Raw genomic sequence first — 22,117 nt, 5'->3', positions numbered from 1 at the left:
ATCTCAGGCGACCAAAAGCCCGCGGGAGCAATCCTACGGGCTTTTGTTTTGAGGTCACGTCGCCGCCTCGCCCGTCGCGCTTTGCCGCGCTTCCGAAGGCGTCATACCGAAATGCCTGCGAAAAGCATGGTTGAAGGTCGAGGGGTCGCCGGCGCAGGCTGATGGCGGCGTTCGGCATCCATCCCCGCGCTAGGGCCTTCCGCCGCGAGCACAAGCGAGGTGCCTTCGTTGCCAATCTGCGTGGCCTTGCGCCGATGCCTGAGCGCGAGCCTAGCGTAAGCGAATTGCTCGATCGCTACAGCAAGCGCGGCGATGCCGGCACCGAGCCGGATGAGAGCTAGAAAGCTTTCCCGCGTCCGTCCAGCACTCTCAAACAAAAACCCGCGGGATCGCTCCCGCGGGTTTTTCCTAAAGCAGTCGCGTTGCCTCAGCCGTGCGCGAGCACGGCCAGGAGCAACAGCGCGACGATGTTGGTGATCTTGATCGCCGGGTTGACCGCCGGACCGGCGGTGTCCTTGTAGGGATCGCCGACGGTGTCGCCGGTGACCGAAGCCTTGTGCGCTTCGGAACCCTTGAGGTGCTTGACGCCGTCCTTGTCGACAAAACCGTCTTCGAACGATTTTTTCGCGTTGTCCCAGGCGCCGCCGCCCGAGGTCATCGAGATGGCGACGAACAGGCCGTTGACGATGACGCCGAGCAGCGAGGCGCCGAGCGCGGCAAAGGCGGATGCCTTCGAGCCCGAGATGAGCAGCACGCCGAAATAGACGACGAGCGGCGCCAGCACCGGCAGCAGCGACGGGATGATCATTTCCCGGATCGCCGCCTTGGTCAAAAGGTCGACGGCACGCGCATAGTTCGGCTTGGAGGTGCCGGCCATGATGCCCGGATCCTCGCGGAACTGCTTGCGCACCTCCTCGACGATAGCGCCCGCCGCGCGGCCGACGGCCGTCATGGCGATGCCGCCGAACAGGTAGGGGATCAGGCCGCCGAAGATCAGGCCGGCGACGACGTAGGGGTTGGAGAGGTCGAAGGAGATGTCGCCCATGCCCTGGAAGTAGGGATATTTGTCGCCATTGGCGGCAAAGAACTTCAAATCGTTCGAATAGGCGGCAAACAGCACCAGCGCGCCGAGGCCGGCGGAGCCGATGGCATAGCCCTTGGTCACCGCCTTGGTGGTGTTGCCGACAGCGTCGAGCGCGTCGGTGGAGTGGCGTACTTCCTTGGGCAGGCCGGCCATTTCGGCAATGCCGCCGGCATTGTCGGTGACCGGGCCGAAAGCGTCGAGCGCGACAATCATGCCGGCAAGGCCGAGCATGGTGGTGACCGCGATCGCCGTGCCGTAGAGGCCGGCAAGCTGGTAGGTCGAGATGATGCCGCCGACGATGACGATGGCCGGCAGCGCGGTCGATTCCAGCGAAACCGCGAGGCCCTGGATGACGTTGGTGCCGTGACCGGTCACCGAAGCCTGGGCGATCGAGTTCACCGGGCGCTTGTTGGTCCCGGTGTAGTATTCGGTGATCACCACGATGAGGCCGGTCACCACGAGGCCGATCAGGCCGCAGATGAACAGGTTCTTGCCGGTGATGGCCATGCCGGCAACGGTGCCGATCTCGCCCCAGCCGAGGCATACCGAAGTGGCGACGGCGAGGCCGGCGATCGACAGCAGGCCGGTGACGATCAGGCCCTTGTAGAGCGCGCCCATGATCGAGCCGTTGGACCCGAGCTTGACGAAGAAGGTGCCGACGATCGAGGTCAGGATGCAGGCGCCGCAGATGGCCAGCGGATAAAGCATCGTAGCACCGAGAACCGCCGTGCCGCCGAAGAAGATGGCGCCGAGAACCATGGTGGCGACGACGGTCACCGCATAGGTTTCGAACAGGTCGGCGGCCATGCCGGCGCAGTCACCGACATTGTCGCCGACATTGTCGGCGATGGTGGCCGGGTTGCGCGGATCGTCTTCGGGAATACCGGCTTCGACCTTGCCGACGAGATCGCCGCCGACGTCGGCGCCCTTTGTGAAGATGCCGCCGCCGAGACGGGCGAAGATCGAGATCAGCGAAGCGCCGAAGCCGAGCGAAACCAGCGAGTCGATGACGATGCGGTCATTGGGCTGCAGGCCCATGGGGCCGGTCAGGATCAGGTAGTAGATCGAGACGCCGAGCAGCGCGAGGCCCGCCACCAGCATGCCGGTGATGGCGCCCGACTTGAAGGCGATGTCGAGGCCGGCGGCAAGGCTGTTGGACGCTGCCTGCGCGGTCCGCACATTGGCGCGCACCGAGACGTGCATGCCGATGAAGCCGGCGGCGCCCGAGAGCACGGCGCCGATCAGGAAGCCGACCGCTGCGGTGATCGAAAGCAGCCACCAGGCGAGAATGAGCACGACCACGCCGACCATGGCGATGGTGGTGTACTGGCGCGCCAGATAGGCCTGCGCGCCTTCACGAATGGCGGCGGAGATTTCCTGCATGCGTGCGTTGCCCTGATCGGCTGCAAGAACCGATCGTGTCGCCCAGATGGCGTAAAGGATTGAAAGCAAGCCGCAGGCGATGACGGCGTATAGGATGGTCATTGCCGAATTTTCCTCGATTGGTGGCCCAAAAGAACCCCTCCCTGGGCCGTTGGTGCGGGGAGCGGATAAAGCCTAGGCGGAATCCGTCCTTCGCAGCGGTGTATGCGAAACAGGGCTCGGAACGTCAAGATATTGTTCGGTTTTTGCCCGGCTTTCAGCCAAAAGGTTTAGGCCAGAACATTCCCGCCGCCGATGCCTTGCTATTAGATCGATTGAAATGACGCGGCGTCAGTCAACCGTGGCGTGCAGCCTGGCCGCAAATCACTCGCCGGTCTCTTGCCCCATGCGGCGCGCGGTGTAGCGCTCGATGGCCGACAGGCCGTCATAGATCAGCACTGCAAGGGCAGCGACGATCAGGCCGCCTTGCAGGACGAAGGCGAGGTTGTTGGACAACAGGCCGGCGATGATCACCTCGCCCAGCGTCTTGGCGGCAACCGTCGAGCCGATCGTCGCGGTGGCCAGGCTGATCACCACCGACAGTCTGATACCACCCAGAATGATCGGAGCGCTGAGCGGCAGTTCGACCTTGATCAGCCTTTGCCAGCCGGTCATGCCGGCGCCGCGCGCAGCCTCCATGACATTGCCCGGCAGCGTCGTCAGCCCGGTCAGCGCGTTCTCGAAGATCGGCAGCAGGCCGTAGAGGAACAACGCAATCAGCGTCGGCTTCTCGCCAAAACCGACGGCAGGCACCGCCAGCGCCAGCACCGCCACTGGCGGGAAGGTCTGGCCGATGTTGACCAGGCTGCGCGACAGCGGCAGGAATTCGGCGCCGGCTGGCCTGGTGACCAGGATGGCAAGCGCAACCGCGACGATGGTGGCGGCTACAGTAGCGATCAGCACCGTCCTGAGATGCAGCAGTGTCAGCGTCAGCAGGCTGCCCTGATTGTAGATCGCCGGCGCATTGTTTTCGGTTAGCGGCTTCAGCAGCGGCTCGAACCAGCCGGGATTGGTGACGAAGGCTGTGAGCAGCACCACCAGGGCAAGCCTGAGCAGTGAAGGCAGCCAGGCTTTCATGCCGGCCTCGCCGCGCGCTTGACCAGCCCGTCGACGGTGACGCGGCCGAGCGGCTTGCCGTCGTCGCCCTTGACCGGCAGCGCCGGTCGGCCCGACCACAGAAGCTCCGCCAGCGCGTCGCGCTGGCTGGCGTCACCGGGGATCGCCTCGCCTTCGGCCGTCCCCTGCTCCACCGCATCGCGCACACGGCCAAGCGACAACAGCCGGAACGGCTTTTCGCTGGCGCCGACCAGGGTTTCAACGAAGGCACTGGCGGGCCTGGCCAGGATCTCTTCCGGCTTGGCGTATTGCACCAGCTTGCCGGCATCCATGACGGCGATTTTGTCGCCCATATGCACCGCCTCTTCCATGTCGTGGGTGACGAGGATGATGGTGGTGCCGAAGCGTTTCTGGATCGCCAGCAAATCTTCCTGCGCCTTGGTGCGAATGATCGGGTCGAGCGCGCCGAACGGCTCGTCCATCAGAAGCACATTGGGCTCGGCGGCCAGCGCGCGGGCGACGCCGACGCGCTGCTGCTGGCCGCCGGACAGTTCGTGCGGGTAGCGTGGGCCATAGGCCTGAGGGTCGAGCTGGTAGAGCGTCATCAGCTCGTCGACGCGGGCTTTGATGCGGTCCTTGTCCCAGCCGAGCAGCACTGGCACGGTGGCGATGTTCTGCGCCACCGTTCGGTGCGGGAACAGGCCGTGGCCCTGGATGGCGTAGCCGATGCTGCGGCGCAGCTCGTAGCCCGGCAGCGAGCGGTTGTCGTTGCCGTCAAGCTTGATCACACCAGCGGTCGGCTCGACCAGCCGGTTGATCATCCGCAGCAGCGTCGTCTTGCCGGAGCCGGAGGTGCCGACGATGACGCAAACCGTGCGCGGCTCGATGACCATCGAGACGTCGTCGACCACGGTCGTTGCGTCATAGCGCTTGGTAATGCCTTCGATCTCGATCATGCCGTTTCAACCCTGCGCTTGGTGGCGGTCATTTCGATCACTGCGTCGAGGATGATAGCCGCGGCGAAGGCCAGCGCCACCGTCGGCACGGCGCCGAGCAGCACCAGGTCCATCGCCGTCTGGCCGACGCCCTGGAACACAAACACGCCAAAGCCGCCGCCGCCGATCAGCGCTGCGATGGTGGCCAGGCCGATGTTCTGCACCAGCACGATGCGGATGCCGGTGAGGATGACCGGAAAGGCCAGCGGGAACTCGACGCCAAACAGACGCTGGCGGTCGGTCATGCCCATGCCGCGCGCGGCATCGTTGGCCGCCCGTGGCACGCCGGCAAGGCCGACCACGGTGTTGGCCACCACCGGCAGCAGCGAATAGAGGAACAGAGCGACGAAAGCCGGCGCGGTGCCGATGCCTCTGATACCGAGCGCCGCAGCACCTGGAACATGCGCGGCCACCCAGCCGAGCGGCGCGATCAGCAGGCCGAACAGCGCGATCGAGGGTATGGTCTGGACGATATTGAGCACATTGAGCACGCCGGCGCGCAACCGTTCGACGCGATGGCACAGAATGCCGAGCGGCAGGCCGACGATCACCGCCGCCGCCAGCGAGCCCAGCGCCAGCGTGATGTGCTTGGAGCCTTCGGCCCAGAAACTGTCGGCGCGGTTGGCATATTCCTTGAGGATCGACAGGCTGTCCCATTGCCCCGAGATCAACAGCAAGCCGATGGCGAGCGCCGCTATGACGAGCACCCCAACGCGGGCCAGCGGCGACAGGTTGAGCCTTGTCAGCACATCGGCCAAAAGCAGCGTGAAGGCGAAGATCAGCAGCCAGAAGCCGGAGGCCGGCGAGATGCGGGCGAAGGTGTTGCCCGCCGGCGTCAGGAAGGTGCCGGCAACGCCGATCAGGATGGCAAGGGCAACAAGCGCCACCACGCTGGCGGCCAAGCGCAGCACAAGAGGAGTCTTCAGCAAGGCAATGATCGCGGCCACGACGACGATCGCCAGCAGCAGCGGACCGATGGCCGGAGGCAACGCCTCCAGGATCGAACGCGCCTCGCCTGGCACGATGCGGTTGGCGCGGAAGGTGGCGAACGGCGCAAAGAACGCCGCATAGGCAACGATCGCCGCGATGACGACGCCGAGTTTGTCGAAACAAAGGGTCATGGATGCCCCTCATGAGAGGCGATTGGCGCAGGTCGGCATGAGAGCCAATCTCCCCCCTTGCGGGGGAGATGGCCGGCAGGCCAGAGGGGGGTGTGAAGGATCGCCAGCTTTCGACCGTCGGTTCGTTCGGAAGCAACCCTATCAAAGTGCCCAGCTGTGATGGGTTGAGGTGTCAGCGGGACAGCACCCCCCTCTGTCCTGCCGGACATCTCCCCCGCAAGGGGGGAGATCAGCTGCTTCCAGAGTGGAGCGCCTTGCACCGGTGTCACTATGAGCTACGCGCTGACTACTTCAAGAACCCGTTCTTCTTCAGGAAGTCCTCGGCAACGCCTTTGACCGGCTCGCCGCCGACCTGGACGCGGCCGTTGAGATCCTGCAGCGTGACGAGGTCGAGCTTGGCGAAGACCGGCTTGAGCAGCGTCTCGATCTCGGGATGCTCTTTCAGCACGGCTTCACGGATGATCGGCGCCGGCTGGTAGACCGGCTGCACGCCCTTGTCGTCGTCGAGCACGACCAGGCCGGACGGCGCAATGCCGCCATCGGTGCCGTAGACCATGGCGGCGTTAGCGCCGTTGGTCTGGTTGGCGGCCGCGCCAATGGTCGCCGCGGTGTCGCCGCCCGACAGCGTGATCAACTGGTCGGGCTTGAGCGTGAAGCCATACGTGGTCTGGAAGGCCGGCAGGGCTGCCGCCGAATTGACGAACTCGGCCGAGGCCGCGAGCACTACCTTGCCCCCACCCGCGACGTATTTGCCGAAGTCGGAGAGCGTCGCCAGCTTGTTGGTCTCGGCAACCTCCTTACGCAGCGCGATCGCCCAGGTGTTGTTGGCCGGCGACGGCGACAGCCAGACGATCTTGTTGGCGTCGTAGTCGAGCTTCTTGGCGGTCTCATAGCCCTTGGCTGCATCCTTCCAGACCGGATCGTCGGCCTTCTCGAAGAAGAAAGCGGCATTGCCGGTGTATTCGGGATAGATGTCGATCTCGCCGGCGGTGATCGCCTTGCGCACCACCGGCGTGCCGCCGAGCTGGATGCGGTCGGTGGTCTTGATGTTGTTGGCGTTCAGCATCAGCTGGATGATGTTGCCGAGCACGCCGCCCTCGGTGTCGATCTTCGAGGAGACGACGACCTGGGCATTGGCGGAAGCCGCGGTGATGCCAAGCGCCAATGCCGCGCTGGCCAGAACCTTGACTGAAAACATTATGAAAACCTCTTGCTTTGAACCGGAATGCGGCGGCCGCATATGAGCATGGCTTCAACGCCCCGTCGGGGCACACGGTTTCATAACAAGTGGCGCAGGCGCAATAATTTTGTGCCGTCGCCGCGATTTCGGCCGGCGCCATGCTGACAGGCCGTGTCAAGCAAGATGATCTCGGGCGCCGGCTTTGCGCAATCCGGTCAGCTTGAGCGCACCCAGCGCCACGAAGCACAGTGCGACGACCGGGAAGACGAGCCAGTTCAGCATCTCCCAGCCCCAGGCATTGTAGACCGCGCCCGACATCAGCGAGGCGAAAGCGACGGAGCCGAACAGGACGAAATCGTGGAAGCCCTGCACCTTGCTTTTTTCGGAGGGGTGGTAGCTGTCGGCGACCATTGAAGTGGCGCCGATGAAGGCGAAATTCCAGCCGAGGCCAAGCAGGATCAACGCCGTCCAGAACTGCCATAGATGCAGGCCTGACAGCGCCACCGCGGCGCAGCCGATCAAAAGGATCAGGCCGGCGGCGACGACGCGTTCGGCGCCGAAGCGATGGATCAACGAGCCGGTGAAGAAACTCGGCGCAAACATCGCCATCACGTGCCAGGAAATGCCGAGCGTGGCGTCATCCGTCGACAGGCCGCAGCCGACCATGGCCAACGGCGCGCCGGTCATGACGAAGCTCATCAGCGCGTAGCTGCCGACGGCGCAGAACAGCGCCGCGACGAAGCGCGGCCGGGTGACGATGTCGGATAGCGGCCGAGCGTCGCTGTACGCAACTTCGGCGTGGCCGGCGGCCTTGGCCGGGATGCGAAGGAACGACAGGATAATGGCGCCAACCGCCGCCAACACGGGAATGGCCGCGAACGATCCGGCAAACATCACGGGCGCCAGCAATTCGCGGGTGAAGATGACGATCTGCGGCCCGAGTATGGCGGTGATGATGCCGCCGGCCAGCACGAAGGAAATGGCGCGCGCCTTGAATTCGGGCGGTGCGTTATCGGCGGCGGCGAAGCGGAATTGCTGGACGAAGGCGCCGCCGACGCCGATGACCAGCAGGGCGAAAGCGAACAGCCAGAAGCTGGCCTGATACAGCGCCAGCGTGGAGACAACTCCGCCGAGTGCGGTGACGATGGTGCCGGTCATGAAGCCGCCGCGCTGGCCGAGCCAGCGGATGATGGCGGCGGCCGGCAACGCGCCGAGCGCCACGCCGATATTGAAGCCGGTGATCGGCGCGGTCGCCAGCGACTTGTCGGGGCCGAGTAGATATTGCCCGGCCAGTCCGCCCATGGAAATGGCGATCGGCGCGGCAGAGCCGATGATCGCCTGCGACGCTGCCAGGATGATCGCCGTGCGGCGCGCTTCCCTTGCTGCGCCGGCGACTGCGTCGGTCACGACGCGTCCTTGCCGCGCCCCTGACCGCGCACCCGGCGCGACACGCGATCGAGCACGGCATTGGTCAGCTTCGGCTCGTCTTCCTCGTAGAAGGCCTTGGCGATGTCGACATATTCCGAAACGATGACAGCCACCGGCACGTCGTCGCGCTTCATCAGCTCATAGACGCCGGCGCGCAAGATGGCGCGCAGCGTTGAATCCAGCCTGGACAACGGCCAGTCCTCGGTCAGCGCCTGGCGAATGATCGGATCGATGGTCTTCTGGTTCTCGACGACGCCGGTCAGGATGGCGCGAAACCATTGCGCGTCGGCCTCGCGATAAAGCGCGCCGTCGACTTCCTTGCCAAGCCGGAACGCCTCGTATTCCGCCGTGATCTCGAAGACGCCGCTGCCGGCCACGTCCATCTGGTAAAGCGCCTGCACGGCGGCCAGACGGGCAGCGCCACGCTTGTTGGCATGGCGCGGACCGGGCGAAGCGGGCTCGCTCACGATTGCGCTCCCAGTTGCTCTTTGAGCGCGATCATGGTGAGTGCCGCGCGCGCGGCAAAGCCGCCCTTGTCGCCTTCCGTGCGCTTGGCGCGCGTCCAGGCCTGCGCATCATTCTCGGTCGTCAGGATGCCGTTGCCGATCGGGATCGCTTCCTGCACGGACAGATCCATCAGCGCACGGCTCGATTCATTGGCGACGATATCGAAGTGGTAGGTGTCGCCACGGATGATGGTGCCGAGCGCGACAAAGCCGTCATAGTCCTTGCCGCTCTCGCCCATGCCGTCGAGCGCAAAAGTGATCACGGCTGGAATTTCCAGCGAACCGGGAACGGTGACGACTTCATAGGTCGCGCCGGCTTCATCGAGTGCGTTCGTCGCGCCGTCGAGCAGCGCGTCGGCAAGATCGTCATGGAAACGTGCCTCGATGATCAGAAGGTGGGCCTTCTTCTTCGGGCTGATGAACGCTTTGCCGTGTTGGGATGTGCCAGCCATAAATGTCTCCGGGGGTCGCCGGTGACTTAGGCCGAAGCGGCCGCATTCGCAAGCTTTGTCCGAAGGGCCAGACCAATTTCCGTGCTACCTCGACCTCGAGAGCGGGCATTCGCGAACTGCGCCCGGCAATGAAAATAGTTCAGGACCGATGTCGACTTTCGGGAGGCACATTCGTCTTCATGATAGGAGGCGGAAGAAATTCGCCCAGGCAAGGAAACGAATGCGATGACAATCACCATCACGGCCTTTGAACGATCGCCCGATGGCGGCAAGGGGCTGGCGCGCGATACGCGCGTTCGCTGGGCGCTCGAAGAAGTGGGGCAGCCTTATGAGGTTCGTCTTGTGTCCTTCGCGGGGATGAAAGCGCCTGACCATCTGGCCATCAATCCCTTCGGCCAGATCCCCACCTATGAGGAAGGTTCCCTCTCGTTGTTCGAGACCGGCTCGATCGTCTTTCATCTTGCCGAGCAGCATGCGGGCCTGCTGCCGAGGGATCGCGATGCGCGGGCGCGCGCCATCACCTGGATGTTTGCCGCCCTCAACACCGTCGAGCCGCCGATACTCGAACTGACGACGGCAAGGATATTCGAAGCTGACAAGCCTTGGAGCGAGGCGCGCTTGCCGCTGGTAAAGGACCGTGTTCGCGCGCCGTTGGACAAGCTTTCGGCTCATTTGGGCGCCGCCGACTGGCTCGATGGTGCGTTCAGCGCGGGCGATTTGTTGATGGTATCCGTGCTGCTGCGGCTGAGAATGTCAGGCATCCTGGACGAATATCAAAACCTGGCTGCCTATGTCGCGCGCGGAGAAGCCCGGCCCGCTTATATCAGGGCTTTCTCTGCGCAATTTGCAATCAACGCCCCATCAGCCAGCTGAAGCCGCCTGAACGCTACAAACCCTCTTTCGCCGCCTCGACCAGGCGCGCGGCGTAGCGGGCCATGGTGTCGATCTCGAGATTGACGCGGTCGCCGACCTTACGCTCGCCCCAGGTGGTGACGGTCAGCGAATGGTGGATCAACAACACGTCGAAGCGGGTGCCCTCGACCTTGTTGACGGTGAGCGAGGTGCCGTCGAGCGCGACCGAGCCTTTGGGCGCTATGAATTTCGCCAGTTCGCGCGGCGCCTCGAGCGTAAAGCGCACGGCGTCGCCCTCGTCCTTGCGCTCGACGATCTCGGCCATGCCATCGACATGGCCGGAGACGATGTGACCGCCGAGTTCGTCGCCGATCTTCAGCGCCCGCTCCAGATTGATCCGGGTACCGGATTTCCAGCCCATTGCTGTCGTCAGCCGAAGCGCCTCTTCCCAGGCCTCGACCTCGAACCAGCGCGCGTTCGAGCCGCTGTCCGGCAGCGCCGTCACCGTCAGGCAGACACCGCCGCAGGAAATCGACGCGCCGATGGCGATGCCTTGTGGGTCGTATGCGGTGTCGATGCGCAGGCCCACCCCTTCCCTAAGCGGCCGCACCGAGGCGACGGTGCCGACATCCGTAACAATTCCGGTAAACATCAGAAATCTCTATCTTTCGGTTTGACCATGATCTTTCCCAAAAACCGGTTCCCACTTTTTGGGATCATGGTCGTATCCATTCGGCATAGCCGTCTTCGCCGAAGCGCATCTCGCGCAACTTGCGGAACCCTGCCGGGATATGGTCGGCGTCGATGGGCGATGCAATGCCGTCCTCGCCGATCGCCTCCGGCCCCTGGAACAGCACGATGCGGTCGACCAGTCCCTCGGCGAGAAAGGCGCTGGCCACCTTGGCGCCGCCTTCGACCAGAACGCTGGCCATGCCGAGCGCGCCGAGATCCTCAAGCAGTTCCGGCAGAGCCACCCCGCCTTCATGGGTTTCGGTGCCGATGAAGCGCACGCCGGCACGCTCCAGCACCGACCGCCGCAACGGGTCGGCCTCCAGGCAGGCGGCGATATAGAGCGGCACCCGGTCGATGCCGGAGACCAGCTTCGAGGCTTCCGGCAGCCGGATCTGGCGGTCGAGCACGATGCGCGCGGGCGAGCGGTTCTCCAGCCCCGGCAGCCGCACGGTAAGCGCCGGATCATCCTCCAGCGCCGTGCCGATGCCGACCAGTATGGCGTCGGCCTCGGCCCGCATCAGATAGACTTCGCGGCGTGCAATATCGCCGGTGATCGTAACCTGGCCGGCGCCATGCATGCCGATCTTGCCGTCGCTGGAAAGCGCAAGCTTCAGAATCACTTCCGGACGCTTTTTCAGCGATCGAGTGAGATAGCCGGCCATCTGCTCGGCGGCTTGCGCGGCCAGCACCTTTTCGACCACCTCGATACCGGCGGCGCGCAGGATGGCGTAGCCCTTGCCGGAAACGCGCGGATCGGGATCGCTGGCAGCGCCCACCACCCGCGCCACGCCGGCATTGACCAGCGCATTGGCGCAAGGCGGGGTGCGGCCATGATGGGCGCAGGGCTCGAGAGTGACGTAAGCTGTAGCGCCACGCGCGAGCTCACCCGCCTCAGCCAGCGCCTCGGTCTCGGCATGCGGCCGGCCGCCGACGGCGGTGACGCCGGTGCCGACGATCATCGGCCCGGCGCCGTCATCGCGCACGATGATCGTGCCGACCGAAGGGTTGGTCGAGGTGCGGCCGGCATTTCTGCGCGACAGCCGCAGCGCTGCCGCTATGAAACGACGATCGAGAGCTTCCTGTTCAGCTTTGCCAGGCGCTGCCATGCTTAGCCGGCGTCCTCTTCGCTCTTCAGCTCGTCACCCTTGAGCTCGTCACCTTTGAGTTCTCCCAGCACGTCATGGAAATCCTTGGCCTCGCGGAAATTGCGATAGACCGAGGCGAAGCGGACATAGGCGACGTCGTCGAGCGACTTCAGCGCCTCCATGACGAGACGGCCGACCTCGCCCGAGGCGATTTCCGTCTCGCCGGAGCTTTCGAGCTGGCGCACGATGCCGGTCACCGCGCGGTCGATGCGTTCGGGATCGACATTGCGCTTGCGCACCGCAATCTCGACCGAGCGCAGCAGCTTGTCGCGGTCGAACGGCACTTTGCGGCCGGACTTCTTCACCACCACGAGGTCGCGCAACTGGACGCGTTCGAAGGTGGTGAAACGGCCACCGCAATCGGGGCAGACGCGCCGCCGGCGGATTGCCGCGCCATCCTCGGCGGGGCGCGAATCCTTCACCTGCGTATCTTCGGACTGGCAATAGGGACAGCGCATGGAGAGCCTTCGGGTTGGCGATTCTGGCTAGATCAGGATGACGTTTGGTTGAATGACCGAATCGGTATCTGTTCTATCTCTTTGTTGAGCATGATCTTTTCCGAAAACCGGTTCCCACTTTTCAGGATCATGCTTTAGACGAGAGGCTTAGAGTTTTTTGCCGGGACGGGCAAAGGCCGCTCGCTCCCTCAGAGATAGCGAGGCGCGAGGAAAATTGCCAGCCGCGCCAGATACGTCAGGGCGCGACGTCCTTGGTCGGGAAGCCGCAGGACGTTCCGAGGTTGCGGTAAGCCTTGGTGAAACCATCCATCGGGATGCTGGCGACAGTTTGCTTGCCGAACGTCACATCGAGCGAGATGACCTGGCGCATGGCACGCAGCAGCGCGAGGCTGGTCTTGGCCTGGTTGTCGATTGTCCAGCTCGGGCGGCCGGCGGCATCATTGGAATAGACCGTCGCGGAAACCTTGACGCCGGGGTCGCCGAAGGTCGCCGCGATCTTCTTGCCCGTCGGCAGCTCCTTGTTGGCGACAGTGATCATGATGGCCGGATAGGCGTCGGGCGGCAGGGCGTCGCCGGTCGAGATCGAAAGCGTCAGCGTGCCCGCATTGCCGCTGCCATCGAGAAAGGCGGTAGAGGCGGCGCAGGTCTTGTGCGAATCCTGGCCGGTATCGAGCGCATCGATGATGGTGGTCCACCTGCCAAAGGTGGTGGTCGCCGGCATATCCGTGCTCGGCTGCGTCTGCTCCTGGGCAACCGCGCCCGACACAGTGAAAGCGGCAAGCGAGCCGAAGAGGGCCAGAATGGCAGGACGGTACACATGCATCATCAAATCTCCAGTAGGCCGCGCCGCCCGAACAGGAGCGGCGCGGAGCGCGGGATAAAAGACGACGCGCTGCGTGCGGTCAACCGAGATAGGGATAGAGCGGGAAACGATCGGTCAGCGCCACGACCTTGGCCTTCACCGCCGCCTCGACCGCGGCATTGCCTTCGTCGGAATTGGCAACTTTCAGCCCGTCCAGCACCTCGGCGATCAGCTTGCCGATCTCGCGGAACTCGGCCTGGCCGAAACCGCGCGTGGTGCCGGCCGGCGTGCCAAGGCGAACGCCCGAGGTGACGAAAGGCTTTTCCGGGTCGAAGGGGATGCCGTTCTTGTTACAGGTGATGTTGGCGCGGCCGAGCGCCGCCTCGGCGCGCTTGCCGGTGGCGTTCTTGGGCCTGAGGTCGACCAGCATCAGATGGTTGTCGGTGCCGCCGGAGACGATATCGAGGCCGGTTTCCTGGAGGCTCGACGCCAGCGCCTTGGCGTTGGCGGCGACGCTCTCGGCATACACCTTGAAGCTCGGCTTCAGCGCCTCGCCGAAAGCAACCGCCTTGGCTGCGATGACATGCATCAGTGGGCCGCCCTGCAGGCCGGGGAACACCGCCGAGTTCATCTTCTTGGCGATGTCCTCGTCATTGCACAAGATCATGCCGCCGCGCGGGCCGCGCAGCGACTTGTGCGTGGTGGTCGTGACGACATGGGCATGCGGCAATGGCGAGGGATGCACGCCGCCGGCGACGAGGCCGGCGATGTGGGCCATGTCGACCATCAGATAGGCGCCGACCGCGTCGGCGATCTCGCGAAAGCGCTTCCAGTCCCAGATGCGCGAATAGGCGGTGCCGCCGGCCAGGATCAGCTTCGGCTTGGTCTCATGCGCGGTCTTCTCGATCGCATCCATGTCGAGCAGATGATCGTCCTTGCGCACGCCGTAGGACACGACCTTAAACCATTTGCCGCTCATGTTGACGGGCGAGCCGTGGGTCAAATGGCCGCCGGAATTCAGGTCGAGGCCCATGAAGGTGTCGCCGGGCTGCAGCAGCGCCAGGAAGACCGCCTGGTTCATCTGGCTGCCGGAATTCGGCTGGACGTTGGCGAAGTTGCAGCCAAACAGCTTTTTGGCACGCTCGATGGCGAGTTCTTCCGCGACATCGACGAACTGGCAGCCGCCATAGTAACGCTTGCCCGGATAGCCCTCGGCATATTTGTTGGTCATGATCGACCCCTGCGCCTCGAGCACGGCGCGGGAAACGATGTTTTCCGAGGCGATCAGCTCGATCTCATGGCGCTGGCGGCCAAGTTCATTGCGGATGGCGCCGAAAATATCCGGATCGGCATCGGCAAGCGTGGTTTCGAAGAAAGATTCGAATTTGTTCGACGCTGCCGCTGCAGTTGCCATGGCCTGAAATCCTCCGGTTCGGGGCAATTTACCTATGCATATCGCTGCCCCAAAACCGCTGCGCGGTTCTGGGCGACACGCATTGCCGCGCCATTAACACAGTTGTTTTGGCCTCGCCACGTTTGCGGCGCGAAATTTGCTGGCCGGATTGCGCCAGAGCGGACCGCAGGTCGCAATTTCCGCTCCTGCCGCCCCTGAAGCAAGGCTTCAGTAAGCGTGATCTCGGTAAACAGCGATCGTGCCGTATGGTCGTTGATCGCGCCACTGCGGAACATGTCGCGCACGGCGGTGCGCTCCGCTTCGATGCCGGCGAGCCGCATTTCAAACTCCAGCCGCCCGCCTTCAAGACCCGGTGAGACGCCGGCGCCGCGTATCTCCTGGGTGGCTCACCTTGGAGCCGTTCCTGGATGCGTGACGATGCCGTCCTTGCCACCTCCCGAAAGACTTATCCAAGGCCGAGACGAGTGCCGGAACGAAAAAAGCCGCCTTGCCGGCGGCTTTTTAGATATAACATCAATCGCTTAGAGCGAAGATGTAATCTGCAGTTCGCTGGCGCCATCGAGTGCGTAGACGTCGTCGCGGAACTGCACAACGCCCGGACCCGTCGACCACGCCGACAGATAGAGGAAGTGCACCGGTACCGGGTTGACGACCTGCACAGGCGTGTTCTCACCGGTCTTGATGGTCGCCTCGAAATGCTGGCGGTCCCAACCGGGCGTGTCGCGCAGGATCCAGGTGACGAGGTCGCGCACGTTCTGCACGCGCACGCAGCCCGAGGAATCGAAACGCATCATCTTGCCGAACAGGCTCTGCTGCGGCGTGTCGTGCATGTAGACGCCGTCCGGGCTCGGGAAGTTGATCTTGACCGAGGCCATGGCATTGCCGGAGCCCGGATCCTGGCGGAAGCGGTACTTTTCAGCATCGTCCGTCGACCAGTCGACAGTCATCGGGTCGACTTCGCTGCCATCCGGCGCAAACAGGCGGATGTGGCTGTCCTTGAGATAGTCGGGGTTCTTCCGCATCAGCGGAATGATATCCTTGCGCACGATCGAGACAGGCGCGTTCCAGTAGGGATTGACGATGATCTCGTTGATCTTGGAATTGACCACCGGGGTCTGGCGGTCGATCTTGCCGACGATTGCGGTGTGGCGCAGCACCACGCGGTCGTTCTCGACCGCCTCGATCTGTGCCGCCGGAATGTCGACCAGCACATAACGGCTGCCCAGCGTGCCGGCCTTTTCGCGCAGCCGCTCCAGATTGGTCTGCAGCTGGCCGAGCCGGATCTGCGCCGAAACGTTCATCGCGGCATAGGTGTATTTGCCCATGGCGCCGTCTGCCGGCAGGCCATGGCGCGCCTGGAAGCGCTTGACCGCGGCGTCGACATAGGAATCGAACGACGTCGAAATGCCGGCGCTCTGCGCCAGGTCGCCCGAAATTATCAGCCGCTTGCGCAGCGGCACGACATCCGGATCGTCGACGCCAAGTTGCAGCTTCTTGGTCGCCGGTACCTCTTCCCAACCGCCTTGGGCGACAATGTTCTGGTACTGCGCCACGGCCTGCTCCGTGAAGGCAACCGTCTGCAGGCTGAAGATCGGCAGCGTCGAGGCGACCTTGCCGCCTTCCGAGGCGCGGGCGTCGAACTGGTCGTCCCAATTGCCGCGGGCTGAGGATTTCAGGATATCGTCGATGACATCCTGCGCACTGGCGGCATTGGCGACCATGGCGACGGCGAGCGCGGAGGCTCCGGAAAGGAAAAAGCGGCGGCTTGTTCTCATGGACGTTCCAGACATTCTTGTAGCACTTGGCTTGTAGCGTTTGGCTTCGGCTACTTGCACGATCATTGGGCAATATCGCCCGCACTCTAAAGTTGGCACTGTTAACAATTAGCCAACCATGACCTGCATCACTTAGCCGTGAAAAGCGAACCGCGATGCGACCTTACAGGCGCGCCAATGGCTTTCGCCGCTGCATCACCCGCATCCTCGCTTCCACCGCGAATATGGCGGCAACGTGGCTTCGCGCCGAATTTGGACACGCCGGCGATCTGAAATGGAATGACCGGTGCTTTTCGGCACCGTTCCCTGACTGTTCCTTCAAGGCCGAGGCTCGCTGGCCCGGCTCAGTTCCTGGGGTTGCCTTCCAGCTCCGAACAGCGCTGCAGCACCTGGTTTTCCGGATAGCGCAGCATCTTGCTGTCATCGAGCTTGAGCAACAGCGTTCGTCTTTTGTCGACGCTTTGCTCATCGTCCGAGCAGGTCATGTCGAGAATGATGGCGTCCAGGCCTTTCAGTTTCTGGACTTTTTGGACGCTACAGCCGACTTCCCACATGTCGGCCGATTTGTCGGTGAACGTCACGATGGAGTCATTGTTGTCGCACGGGCTCGAGCCTTCGCTAGCGAAGGCGCCTTGCCACCACTCCTGCGCAAACGCCATTTGCGGCGCGGCCAAGAGCATCATTGCGACCGGATAGATTTTGAGATTGTTGCCTAAACGCATGCTGTCCCCTCCGGGCGGTGAGATTAGGCATTGCGGAGGCGAAAGCAAACCGCAGCAAGGCGCGGCGGCATGGTCAAATGGTGGTCACAGCCATGATCGCAAAAAGGACCGACGCCCCCCGGCGCCGGTCCTTCATTTGCTTTCCCCCGGCCGCGCTTCTTCTGGCGCGGCTCGCGATCCGATGTCCGGATTACATCCGGTAGGCGATGGTGTCGTTCCAGAACCGGTCGAGGCGCTGCAGCGCACGGTTCATCTGCTTGAACTCTTCGCTGTTGATGCCGCCGACCTGTTCGATCGAGCCGACATGGCGCTCATAGAGACCGGCAACGACGTCGGCCACTTCATTGCCCTTCGGCGTCAGCGAGACGCGGACCGAACGGCGGTCGATGCGCGAGCGCTGGTGGTTGATGAAGCCGAGATCGACCAGCTTCTTCAGGTTGTAGGAGACGTTCGAGCCGAGATAGTAGCCACGCGAACGCAGCTCGCCGGCGGTCAGCTCGGAATTGCCGATGTTGAACAGCAGCAACGCCTGGATGGCATTGATGTCGGAACGGCCGTTGCGGTCGAACTCGTCCTTGATCACGTCAAGCAGACGGCGATGCAGACGCTCCACCAGCTGCAGCGATTCCATGTAAAGCGTACGGATAGCCTCGCGGCGATCGTCGGATACGTTGGCGGTCTTCGCCGCCGGACGCGAATTGATCATTGTCTTTGCCTCTCGTTTGTCGCCCTGGTGATTTTTTTGTTTTTCACCTTGATCGCGACACTATCGAATACTCATAAAATTCGACTTAAACGCTAGGGCTAACAAGAGCTTACCGGTAATAGGTTTCGGAAGACGCTTAACGAACGGTCACCCGAGCAAGGATAATTAACCTAAAGATTTAGCCAATGGCTGCGGGGCGGCGCTTCAGGCGCGCGCGGGACGCTTCTGCATCCAGATCACGACGCGAAAGACGACGTAAAGCAGCGCCACCGCGAAGTGCGAAAACAGGATCAGCGGCCGGTGGCCGAACAGATCGGGAAAGCCGGCATACATGATGATCTCGGTGACAGCGCAAATGAACCAGATCACCGGGCCCCAGGAGGCCAGCATCCACAGGCCGGCTGCGGCGAAGGGAAAGAACACGGCCAGCATCACCGCCGCCACCTGCCAGTGCACCGGCATCAGGTCGAAGCGCCACAGCGAGCCGGGATAAAAGCCGATCAGCCGGATCCAGTACAGGATGCCGAACAACAGGCAGTAGCCCGCTATGACGCGCTGGAACCAGGCGAAGATGATTTCGACGCCCGAAGGCTGCAGCACGATGCGCCGCGACGTGACCTCGCTCACAGCTCGAGCTCCCGTTCGAGCGGCGCGAAATAGGCGTCCACCGCCGCCGCGTCGACCTCGGCCAAGGTTGCCGGCCGCCATTGCGGCGTCGAGCCCTTGTCGACGATGACGGCGCGGATGCCTTCATAGAAGTCGTGGCTGGTCAGCATGCGGTTGAGGATGCGGAACTCCATCTTCATGCAGGCCTCCATCGACAAAGTCAGCCCGGCGCTGATCTGGCGCCAGGCGACATTGAGACTGGTCGGCGAACGCGAGCGGATCGTGGCCAGCGTTTTGGCGGCGAATTCGTCGGCGTCGGCCGCCCGCTCCAGGCTGACGACGATATCGGCAAGCGAAGGTTGGGCGAAATGGCGGGCGATCGCTTCCAGCACCGGCTGGGCGGTCTCGCGCTTGGCCGGCACAAAAAAGCCGCGCAGCACCGATTCCGGATCGCCATTGATGCAGAGCCGGTCGAGGAACGCAGATTGGTCAGCGGCCTTGATGGTGTGGGTGGCCAGGCCCGACCACAGCGCATCGCCATAGCGGATGCGGTTGCCGGTCAGTGCCAGGTACATGCCGAAGCTGCCGCCGAGATCCGGCAGAAGGTGGCTGCCGCCGACATCGGGGAAAAAGCCGATGCCGACCTCCGGCATGGCGAACTGGGCATTCTCGGTCAGCACACGGTGCGAGCCGTGGAACGAGATGCCGACGCCGCCGCCCATGACGATGCCGTCGATCAGCGCGACATAAGGCTTTTTGAAGCTGTTGATGCGGGCGTTGAGCCGGTATTCGTCGGCGAAGAAGTCGACCGGCGGCTTTCCAGCCCGAGCCTCATAGACGTGCATGATGTCGCCGCCGGCGGAGAACGCCCTGCCCTCGGCCTTGACGACGACGACATCGACGCCGGCATCGCGCTCAAAGGCGTCGAGCGCCTTGTCCAGCGCCTTGATCATGCGATGCGTCAGCGCATTGAGCGCCTGCGGCCGCGTCAGCGTGACGACGCCTGCCTTGCCCAACCGTTCGAAGCGGATCTCGTCGCCGCCGCCAAAATCCATCGTCAGAGAATCCCTCCCCGCGCCTGCGGGACTGAAGTGCTAAAGGTGGCGCATGGGTGCGTCAACCGGCGGAGGTGGTTTGGATCTCCGCTGCGGAACGCGACGGTGCTTTATCGTCGGGCAAAATTCGGGCAAAACTGCCGACGAAACGCTACCTCAGTACCAGCCTGTTTGTGACCCAGGGGCGAAACGATGACGCTTGAAACCGCAGCGCCGGGCAATGGCTGGGAGATGCCGAAAAAGTTCGACCCGGACGATGCGCTCAGCCGCCCGCTGATGGCCAATCTGGCAACGGTTACCGCGGACGGCGCGCCGCGCAACGCGCCGATGTGGTTCATCTGGGAGGACGATGCGATCTGGCTGCTCGGCTCAACCGCGGCAAGTGCTGTCAAACACCTCGAACGCGACCCACGTTGCGCGGTGGAGATCGTCCATTTCGACAATGAGGCCGGCATCCTGCTGCATCTCGGCCTGCGCGGCGCCGCCACCGTCGAGCCGATGTCGCCCGAACGTTTCAAACGGCTGCTGCACAAATATCTCGGCCCGGAGCCGACCTGGAACCGCTGGTTCATCGACACCGTGGCCGACATCCACCATCCGAAGGGGCGCCTGATCCGACTCGCACCGGAGAGCATCTTCACCAACAATGTGTCATTCTTCAAAACCGGGCCGGAGCTGGCGTGGCCGCCCAAGGGATAGCGGCGAGATCGGCTGGCACAATCGTGTCGCATTGGTCAGCGGCAAGGGCTCGTGGTAAAAGCCGCCTCGAAATAGCGGCGGGGCTCGTGGTAAAAGCCGCGCGATCCGGAGTTATGGCGATGAACAAATTCACCCCCGCAAAGCCCGCCTGCGCGCGCAGCGTCGACGAGATCACCGGCAGCCGCCGCTTGCGGCGCATGCGCAAGGCCGACTGGTCGCGCCGCCTGGTGCAGGAGAACCGGCTGTCGGTCGACGACCTGATCTGGCCGATCTTTGTCATCGACGGCAAGGACACGCGCGAGCCGATCGCCGCCATGCCCGGCGTCTTCCGCTTGTCGCTCGACCTCGCCGTCAAGGAGGCTGAGCGCGCGGCAAAGCTCGGCATACCGGCGATCGCCACCTTCCCCAATGTCGAGCTTGCGCTGCGCGACCAGATCGGTTCGCACATCCTCGACCCGGAAAACATCATCAACCGTGCAACCCGCGCCATCAAGGACGCGGTGCCGGAGATCGGCATCATCACCGATGCCGCGCTCGACCCCTTCACCTCGCATGGCCATGACGGCATTTTGCGCGACGGCATCATCGTCAATGACGAGACGGTGGAACAGGTGACCGCGGCGGCCGTCATCCAGGCGGCGGCCGGCGCCGACATCATCGCGCCGTCGGACATGATGGACGGCCGCATCGGCGCCATCCGCGACGCGCTCGATGCCAATGGGTTTTCAGACGTGGCGATCATGTCCTACGCGACGAAATTCGCTTCCGCCTTCTACGGCCCCTATCGCGAAGCGGTTGGCACCGCCGGCCTGCTCAAGGGCGACAAGAAGACCTACTATCTCGATCACGCCAATTCCGACGAAGCGGTGCGCGAGGCCGAGCAGGACATCGCCGAGGGCGCAGACATGCTGATGGTGAAGCCCGGCCTGCCCTATCTCGACATCATCCGCCGGCTGAAGGACGAGTTCCAGATGCCGACCTTCGCCTACCAGGTGTCGGGCGAATATTCGATGATCAAGGCGGCCGCGGCCAATGGCTGGATCGACGGCGAGAAGGCGATGCTGGAGAGTCTGCTCGCCTTCAAACGCGCCGGCTGCGACGGGATCCTGACTTACTTCGCGCCTGAAGTGGCGCAGATGCTGAAGGGCTAGCCGCGCCGCGGCCACCCTGCTCACCTTCCTAAAATTCCACGTCGAGTTCGATAATGTCCTCGGGCTCGGCAAGCGCGTCCCGCGTCCACTCCTGCATCAGCGACCAGTCGAGGATCACCTCGCAATAGCTCGCGTGTGGCGCTTCGAGCTCAACCGCATAGGTGCGGAAACGGGTGCAGACCGGCGCATACATCGCGTCGGCCACGGTCGGCGAGGAACCGAACATAAACGGCCCGCCATAGGCTGCCAGGCATTCGGACCAGATCGTCTTGATCCGCTCCACGTCCGGGCGCGCGCCGGAAAATATCTTGAAGCTCTTGTGCCGGGCTTTCAGGCTCATCGGCAGCGCCGAGCGCAAATTGTGAAAGCCTGAATGCATCTCGCCTGATACCGCACGGCAATGCGCGCGCGCCACGCGGTCGGCAGGTAGCAGACCGGCATCCGGCATGGTCTCGGCCAGATATTCGGCGATCGCCAGCGTGTCCCACACCGTCACCCCGTCATGGGTCAGCCGCGGCACCAGCACCGATGGCGACAGGAGCAGCAATTCCTGCCGTTGTTCGGGGTCGTCGATGTCGATGCGCTTCTCCTCGAACTCCAGCCCGGCCATGCGGCAGAGTAGCCAGCCACGCAAGGACCAGGAGGAATAGTTCTTCGACGAGATCGTCAACGTCGCCTTGGTCATGCCGTCGGCCCTCCGAGCCCCTTTGCCGGCAACAATCCTCTCGCAATGCACAAAATTTTGCACTAGATTTT

General features: G+C 63.6%; 24 protein-coding genes and 1 pseudogene. 4 read left to right on the top strand and 21 right to left on the bottom strand.

Annotated features, from left to right (window positions below; all coding sequences use genetic code 11):
• Nucleotides 1-54 precede the first annotated feature (54 nt).
• Nucleotides 55-123, bottom strand: a pseudogene (locus AC1D1N_RS28580) (hypothetical protein); the annotation flags it as partial.
• A gap of 38 nt (nt 124-161) precedes the next feature.
• Here AC1D1N_RS28580 and AC1D1N_RS28575 point away from each other — a divergent pair.
• Nucleotides 162-341: a hypothetical protein gene (locus tag AC1D1N_RS28575; RefSeq protein ID WP_477352545.1), complete on the top strand. Its 180-nt coding sequence runs from the start codon at nt 162-164 to the stop codon at nt 339-341.
• 86 nt (nt 342-427) lie between these two features.
• Here AC1D1N_RS28575 and AC1D1N_RS28570 read toward each other — a convergent pair whose 3' ends face one another.
• From AC1D1N_RS28570 to ribH, 8 genes are all read right to left on the bottom strand, one after another.
• The gene (locus tag AC1D1N_RS28570; RefSeq protein ID WP_436259613.1) at nt 428-2,569 is read right to left on the bottom strand and encodes a sodium-translocating pyrophosphatase; all 2,142 of its coding nucleotides are present in this window, start codon (nt 2,567-2,569) and stop codon (nt 428-430) included.
• 261 nt (nt 2,570-2,830) lie between these two features.
• On the bottom strand, nt 2,831-3,583 hold the full coding sequence (locus tag AC1D1N_RS28565) for an ABC transporter permease (protein ID WP_477352544.1): 753 nt from the start codon (nt 3,581-3,583) through the stop codon (nt 2,831-2,833).
• Nucleotides 3,580-4,518 carry an ABC transporter ATP-binding protein gene (locus AC1D1N_RS28560; RefSeq protein ID WP_112561324.1) on the bottom strand — a complete coding sequence of 313 codons (939 nt, stop codon included), beginning with the start codon at nt 4,516-4,518 and terminating at the stop codon, nt 3,580-3,582. Before AC1D1N_RS28560 ends, AC1D1N_RS28565 begins: the two co-directional genes overlap by 4 nt.
• The gene (locus tag AC1D1N_RS28555; protein ID WP_477352543.1) at nt 4,515-5,678 is read right to left on the bottom strand and encodes an ABC transporter permease; all 1,164 of its coding nucleotides are present in this window, start codon (nt 5,676-5,678) and stop codon (nt 4,515-4,517) included. The genes AC1D1N_RS28560 and AC1D1N_RS28555 overlap by 4 nt, the downstream gene beginning before the upstream one ends.
• Before the next feature lie 286 nt (nt 5,679-5,964).
• Nucleotides 5,965-6,876, bottom strand: coding sequence for a glycine betaine ABC transporter substrate-binding protein OsmF (gene osmF / locus AC1D1N_RS28550; protein ID WP_477352541.1), 912 nt, complete (start codon nt 6,874-6,876; stop codon nt 5,965-5,967).
• A gap of 156 nt (nt 6,877-7,032) precedes the next feature.
• Nucleotides 7,033-8,265, bottom strand: a complete 1,233-nt coding sequence (locus tag AC1D1N_RS28545) for an MFS transporter (RefSeq protein WP_477352539.1) — start codon at nt 8,263-8,265, stop codon at nt 7,033-7,035.
• Nucleotides 8,262-8,753: a transcription antitermination factor NusB gene (nusB, locus tag AC1D1N_RS28540; protein WP_477352537.1), complete on the bottom strand. Its 492-nt coding sequence runs from the start codon at nt 8,751-8,753 to the stop codon at nt 8,262-8,264. The genes AC1D1N_RS28545 and nusB overlap by 4 nt, the downstream gene beginning before the upstream one ends.
• A complete protein-coding gene (ribH, locus tag AC1D1N_RS28535) occupies nt 8,750-9,244 on the bottom strand; it encodes a 6,7-dimethyl-8-ribityllumazine synthase (protein ID WP_477352535.1) in 495 nt (164 codons plus the stop codon). The genes nusB and ribH overlap by 4 nt, the downstream gene beginning before the upstream one ends.
• Nucleotides 9,245-9,469: 225 nt before the next feature.
• On the opposite strand from ribH, the gene AC1D1N_RS28530 reads away from it, so the two are divergent.
• Nucleotides 9,470-10,117 carry a glutathione S-transferase family protein gene (locus AC1D1N_RS28530; RefSeq protein WP_112562968.1) on the top strand — a complete coding sequence of 216 codons (648 nt, stop codon included), beginning with the start codon at nt 9,470-9,472 and terminating at the stop codon, nt 10,115-10,117.
• Nucleotides 10,118-10,130: 13 nt separating this feature from the next.
• Here the strand turns inward: AC1D1N_RS28530 and AC1D1N_RS28525 are convergent, their stop codons facing one another.
• The 11 genes from AC1D1N_RS28525 to AC1D1N_RS28475 all read right to left on the bottom strand — a co-directional run bounded on the left by AC1D1N_RS28525 (nt 10,131) and on the right by AC1D1N_RS28475 (nt 19,511).
• On the bottom strand, nt 10,131-10,748 hold the full coding sequence (locus tag AC1D1N_RS28525; RefSeq protein ID WP_112562970.1) for a riboflavin synthase: 618 nt from the start codon (nt 10,746-10,748) through the stop codon (nt 10,131-10,133).
• A gap of 64 nt (nt 10,749-10,812) precedes the next feature.
• Nucleotides 10,813-11,934, bottom strand: a complete 1,122-nt coding sequence (ribD, locus tag AC1D1N_RS28520) for a bifunctional diaminohydroxyphosphoribosylaminopyrimidine deaminase/5-amino-6-(5-phosphoribosylamino)uracil reductase RibD (RefSeq protein ID WP_477352532.1) — start codon at nt 11,932-11,934, stop codon at nt 10,813-10,815.
• Nucleotides 11,935-11,936: 2 nt separating this feature from the next.
• A complete protein-coding gene (gene nrdR, locus AC1D1N_RS28515; protein WP_023669351.1) occupies nt 11,937-12,431 on the bottom strand; it encodes a transcriptional regulator NrdR in 495 nt (164 codons plus the stop codon).
• Between the two features lie 235 nt (nt 12,432-12,666).
• Nucleotides 12,667-13,254, bottom strand: a complete 588-nt coding sequence (locus AC1D1N_RS28510; protein WP_477352629.1) for a hypothetical protein — start codon at nt 13,252-13,254, stop codon at nt 12,667-12,669.
• A gap of 79 nt (nt 13,255-13,333) precedes the next feature.
• The gene (gene glyA / locus AC1D1N_RS28505) at nt 13,334-14,647 is read right to left on the bottom strand and encodes a serine hydroxymethyltransferase (protein ID WP_112562976.1); all 1,314 of its coding nucleotides are present in this window, start codon (nt 14,645-14,647) and stop codon (nt 13,334-13,336) included.
• 32 nt (nt 14,648-14,679) lie between these two features.
• Nucleotides 14,680-14,967: a hypothetical protein gene (locus tag AC1D1N_RS28500; RefSeq protein ID WP_436259603.1), complete on the bottom strand. Its 288-nt coding sequence runs from the start codon at nt 14,965-14,967 to the stop codon at nt 14,680-14,682.
• A gap of 201 nt (nt 14,968-15,168) precedes the next feature.
• Nucleotides 15,169-16,422: a L,D-transpeptidase family protein gene (locus tag AC1D1N_RS28495; RefSeq protein ID WP_477352531.1), complete on the bottom strand. Its 1,254-nt coding sequence runs from the start codon at nt 16,420-16,422 to the stop codon at nt 15,169-15,171.
• A gap of 344 nt (nt 16,423-16,766) precedes the next feature.
• The gene (locus AC1D1N_RS28490; RefSeq protein ID WP_477352529.1) at nt 16,767-17,144 is read right to left on the bottom strand and encodes a hypothetical protein; all 378 of its coding nucleotides are present in this window, start codon (nt 17,142-17,144) and stop codon (nt 16,767-16,769) included.
• A 190-nt stretch (nt 17,145-17,334) separates the two neighbouring features.
• Entirely contained in the window at nt 17,335-17,850 is a 516-nt protein-coding gene (ldtR, locus tag AC1D1N_RS28485) for a transcriptional regulator LdtR (RefSeq protein ID WP_112562982.1), read from the bottom strand.
• Between the two features lie 204 nt (nt 17,851-18,054).
• Complete coding sequence (locus AC1D1N_RS28480; protein ID WP_477352527.1) at nt 18,055-18,477, bottom strand: DUF6163 family protein; 423 nt, start codon at nt 18,475-18,477, stop codon at nt 18,055-18,057.
• Nucleotides 18,474-19,511 carry an enoyl-CoA hydratase/isomerase family protein gene (locus tag AC1D1N_RS28475; RefSeq protein WP_477352525.1) on the bottom strand — a complete coding sequence of 346 codons (1,038 nt, stop codon included), beginning with the start codon at nt 19,509-19,511 and terminating at the stop codon, nt 18,474-18,476. The genes AC1D1N_RS28480 and AC1D1N_RS28475 overlap by 4 nt, the downstream gene beginning before the upstream one ends.
• 192 nt (nt 19,512-19,703) lie before the next feature.
• Between AC1D1N_RS28475 and AC1D1N_RS28470 the strand changes: the two genes are divergently transcribed.
• Entirely contained in the window at nt 19,704-20,210 is a 507-nt protein-coding gene (locus AC1D1N_RS28470; RefSeq protein ID WP_477352523.1) for a pyridoxamine 5'-phosphate oxidase family protein, read from the top strand.
• A gap of 119 nt (nt 20,211-20,329) precedes the next feature.
• On the top strand, nt 20,330-21,361 hold the full coding sequence (gene hemB / locus AC1D1N_RS28465; RefSeq protein ID WP_477352521.1) for a porphobilinogen synthase: 1,032 nt from the start codon (nt 20,330-20,332) through the stop codon (nt 21,359-21,361).
• Between the two features lie 28 nt (nt 21,362-21,389).
• On the opposite strand, the gene AC1D1N_RS28460 is transcribed toward hemB, so the two are convergent.
• Nucleotides 21,390-22,046: a glutathione S-transferase family protein gene (locus tag AC1D1N_RS28460; RefSeq protein ID WP_477352519.1), complete on the bottom strand. Its 657-nt coding sequence runs from the start codon at nt 22,044-22,046 to the stop codon at nt 21,390-21,392.
• Nucleotides 22,047-22,117: the final 71 nt, after the last annotated feature.

It is taken from the genome of Mesorhizobium sp. P2_B5 (assembly GCF_056404775.1).
Note: the sequence above shows the minus strand (reverse complement) of the source record. Positions and strands in the feature narration are given on the sequence as shown.

Excerpts from the sequence above, each read along its gene's own strand:
- AC1D1N_RS28575 (WP_477352545.1), top strand. The coding sequence starts at position 162 with ATGGCGGCGTTCGGCATCCATCCCCGCGCTAGGGCCTTCCGCCGCGAG.
- AC1D1N_RS28570 (WP_436259613.1), bottom strand. The coding sequence starts at position 2,569 with ATGACCATCCTATACGCCGTCATCGCCTGCGGCTTGCTTTCAATCCTT.
- AC1D1N_RS28565 (WP_477352544.1), bottom strand. The coding sequence starts at position 3,583 with ATGAAAGCCTGGCTGCCTTCACTGCTCAGGCTTGCCCTGGTGGTGCTG.
- AC1D1N_RS28560 (WP_112561324.1), bottom strand. The coding sequence starts at position 4,518 with ATGATCGAGATCGAAGGCATTACCAAGCGCTATGACGCAACGACCGTG.
- AC1D1N_RS28555 (WP_477352543.1), bottom strand. The coding sequence starts at position 5,678 with ATGACCCTTTGTTTCGACAAACTCGGCGTCGTCATCGCGGCGATCGTT.
- osmF (WP_477352541.1), bottom strand. The coding sequence starts at position 6,876 with ATGTTTTCAGTCAAGGTTCTGGCCAGCGCGGCATTGGCGCTTGGCATC.
- ribH (WP_477352535.1), bottom strand. The coding sequence starts at position 9,244 with ATGGCTGGCACATCCCAACACGGCAAAGCGTTCATCAGCCCGAAGAAG.
- AC1D1N_RS28530 (WP_112562968.1), top strand. The coding sequence starts at position 9,470 with ATGACAATCACCATCACGGCCTTTGAACGATCGCCCGATGGCGGCAAG.
- AC1D1N_RS28525 (WP_112562970.1), bottom strand. The coding sequence starts at position 10,748 with ATGTTTACCGGAATTGTTACGGATGTCGGCACCGTCGCCTCGGTGCGG.
- ribD (WP_477352532.1), bottom strand. The coding sequence starts at position 11,934 with ATGGCAGCGCCTGGCAAAGCTGAACAGGAAGCTCTCGATCGTCGTTTC.
- nrdR (WP_023669351.1), bottom strand. The coding sequence starts at position 12,431 with ATGCGCTGTCCCTATTGCCAGTCCGAAGATACGCAGGTGAAGGATTCG.
- AC1D1N_RS28510 (WP_477352629.1), bottom strand. The coding sequence starts at position 13,254 with ATGCATGTGTACCGTCCTGCCATTCTGGCCCTCTTCGGCTCGCTTGCC.
- glyA (WP_112562976.1), bottom strand. The coding sequence starts at position 14,647 with ATGGCAACTGCAGCGGCAGCGTCGAACAAATTCGAATCTTTCTTCGAA.
- AC1D1N_RS28500 (WP_436259603.1), bottom strand. The coding sequence starts at position 14,967 with ATGCGGCTCGCCGGCATCGAAGCGGAGCGCACCGCCGTGCGCGACATG.
- AC1D1N_RS28495 (WP_477352531.1), bottom strand. The coding sequence starts at position 16,422 with ATGAGAACAAGCCGCCGCTTTTTCCTTTCCGGAGCCTCCGCGCTCGCC.
- AC1D1N_RS28490 (WP_477352529.1), bottom strand. The coding sequence starts at position 17,144 with ATGCGTTTAGGCAACAATCTCAAAATCTATCCGGTCGCAATGATGCTC.
- ldtR (WP_112562982.1), bottom strand. The coding sequence starts at position 17,850 with ATGATCAATTCGCGTCCGGCGGCGAAGACCGCCAACGTATCCGACGAT.
- AC1D1N_RS28475 (WP_477352525.1), bottom strand. The coding sequence starts at position 19,511 with ATGGATTTTGGCGGCGGCGACGAGATCCGCTTCGAACGGTTGGGCAAG.
- AC1D1N_RS28470 (WP_477352523.1), top strand. The coding sequence starts at position 19,704 with ATGACGCTTGAAACCGCAGCGCCGGGCAATGGCTGGGAGATGCCGAAA.
- hemB (WP_477352521.1), top strand. The coding sequence starts at position 20,330 with ATGAACAAATTCACCCCCGCAAAGCCCGCCTGCGCGCGCAGCGTCGAC.
- AC1D1N_RS28460 (WP_477352519.1), bottom strand. The coding sequence starts at position 22,046 with ATGACCAAGGCGACGTTGACGATCTCGTCGAAGAACTATTCCTCCTGG.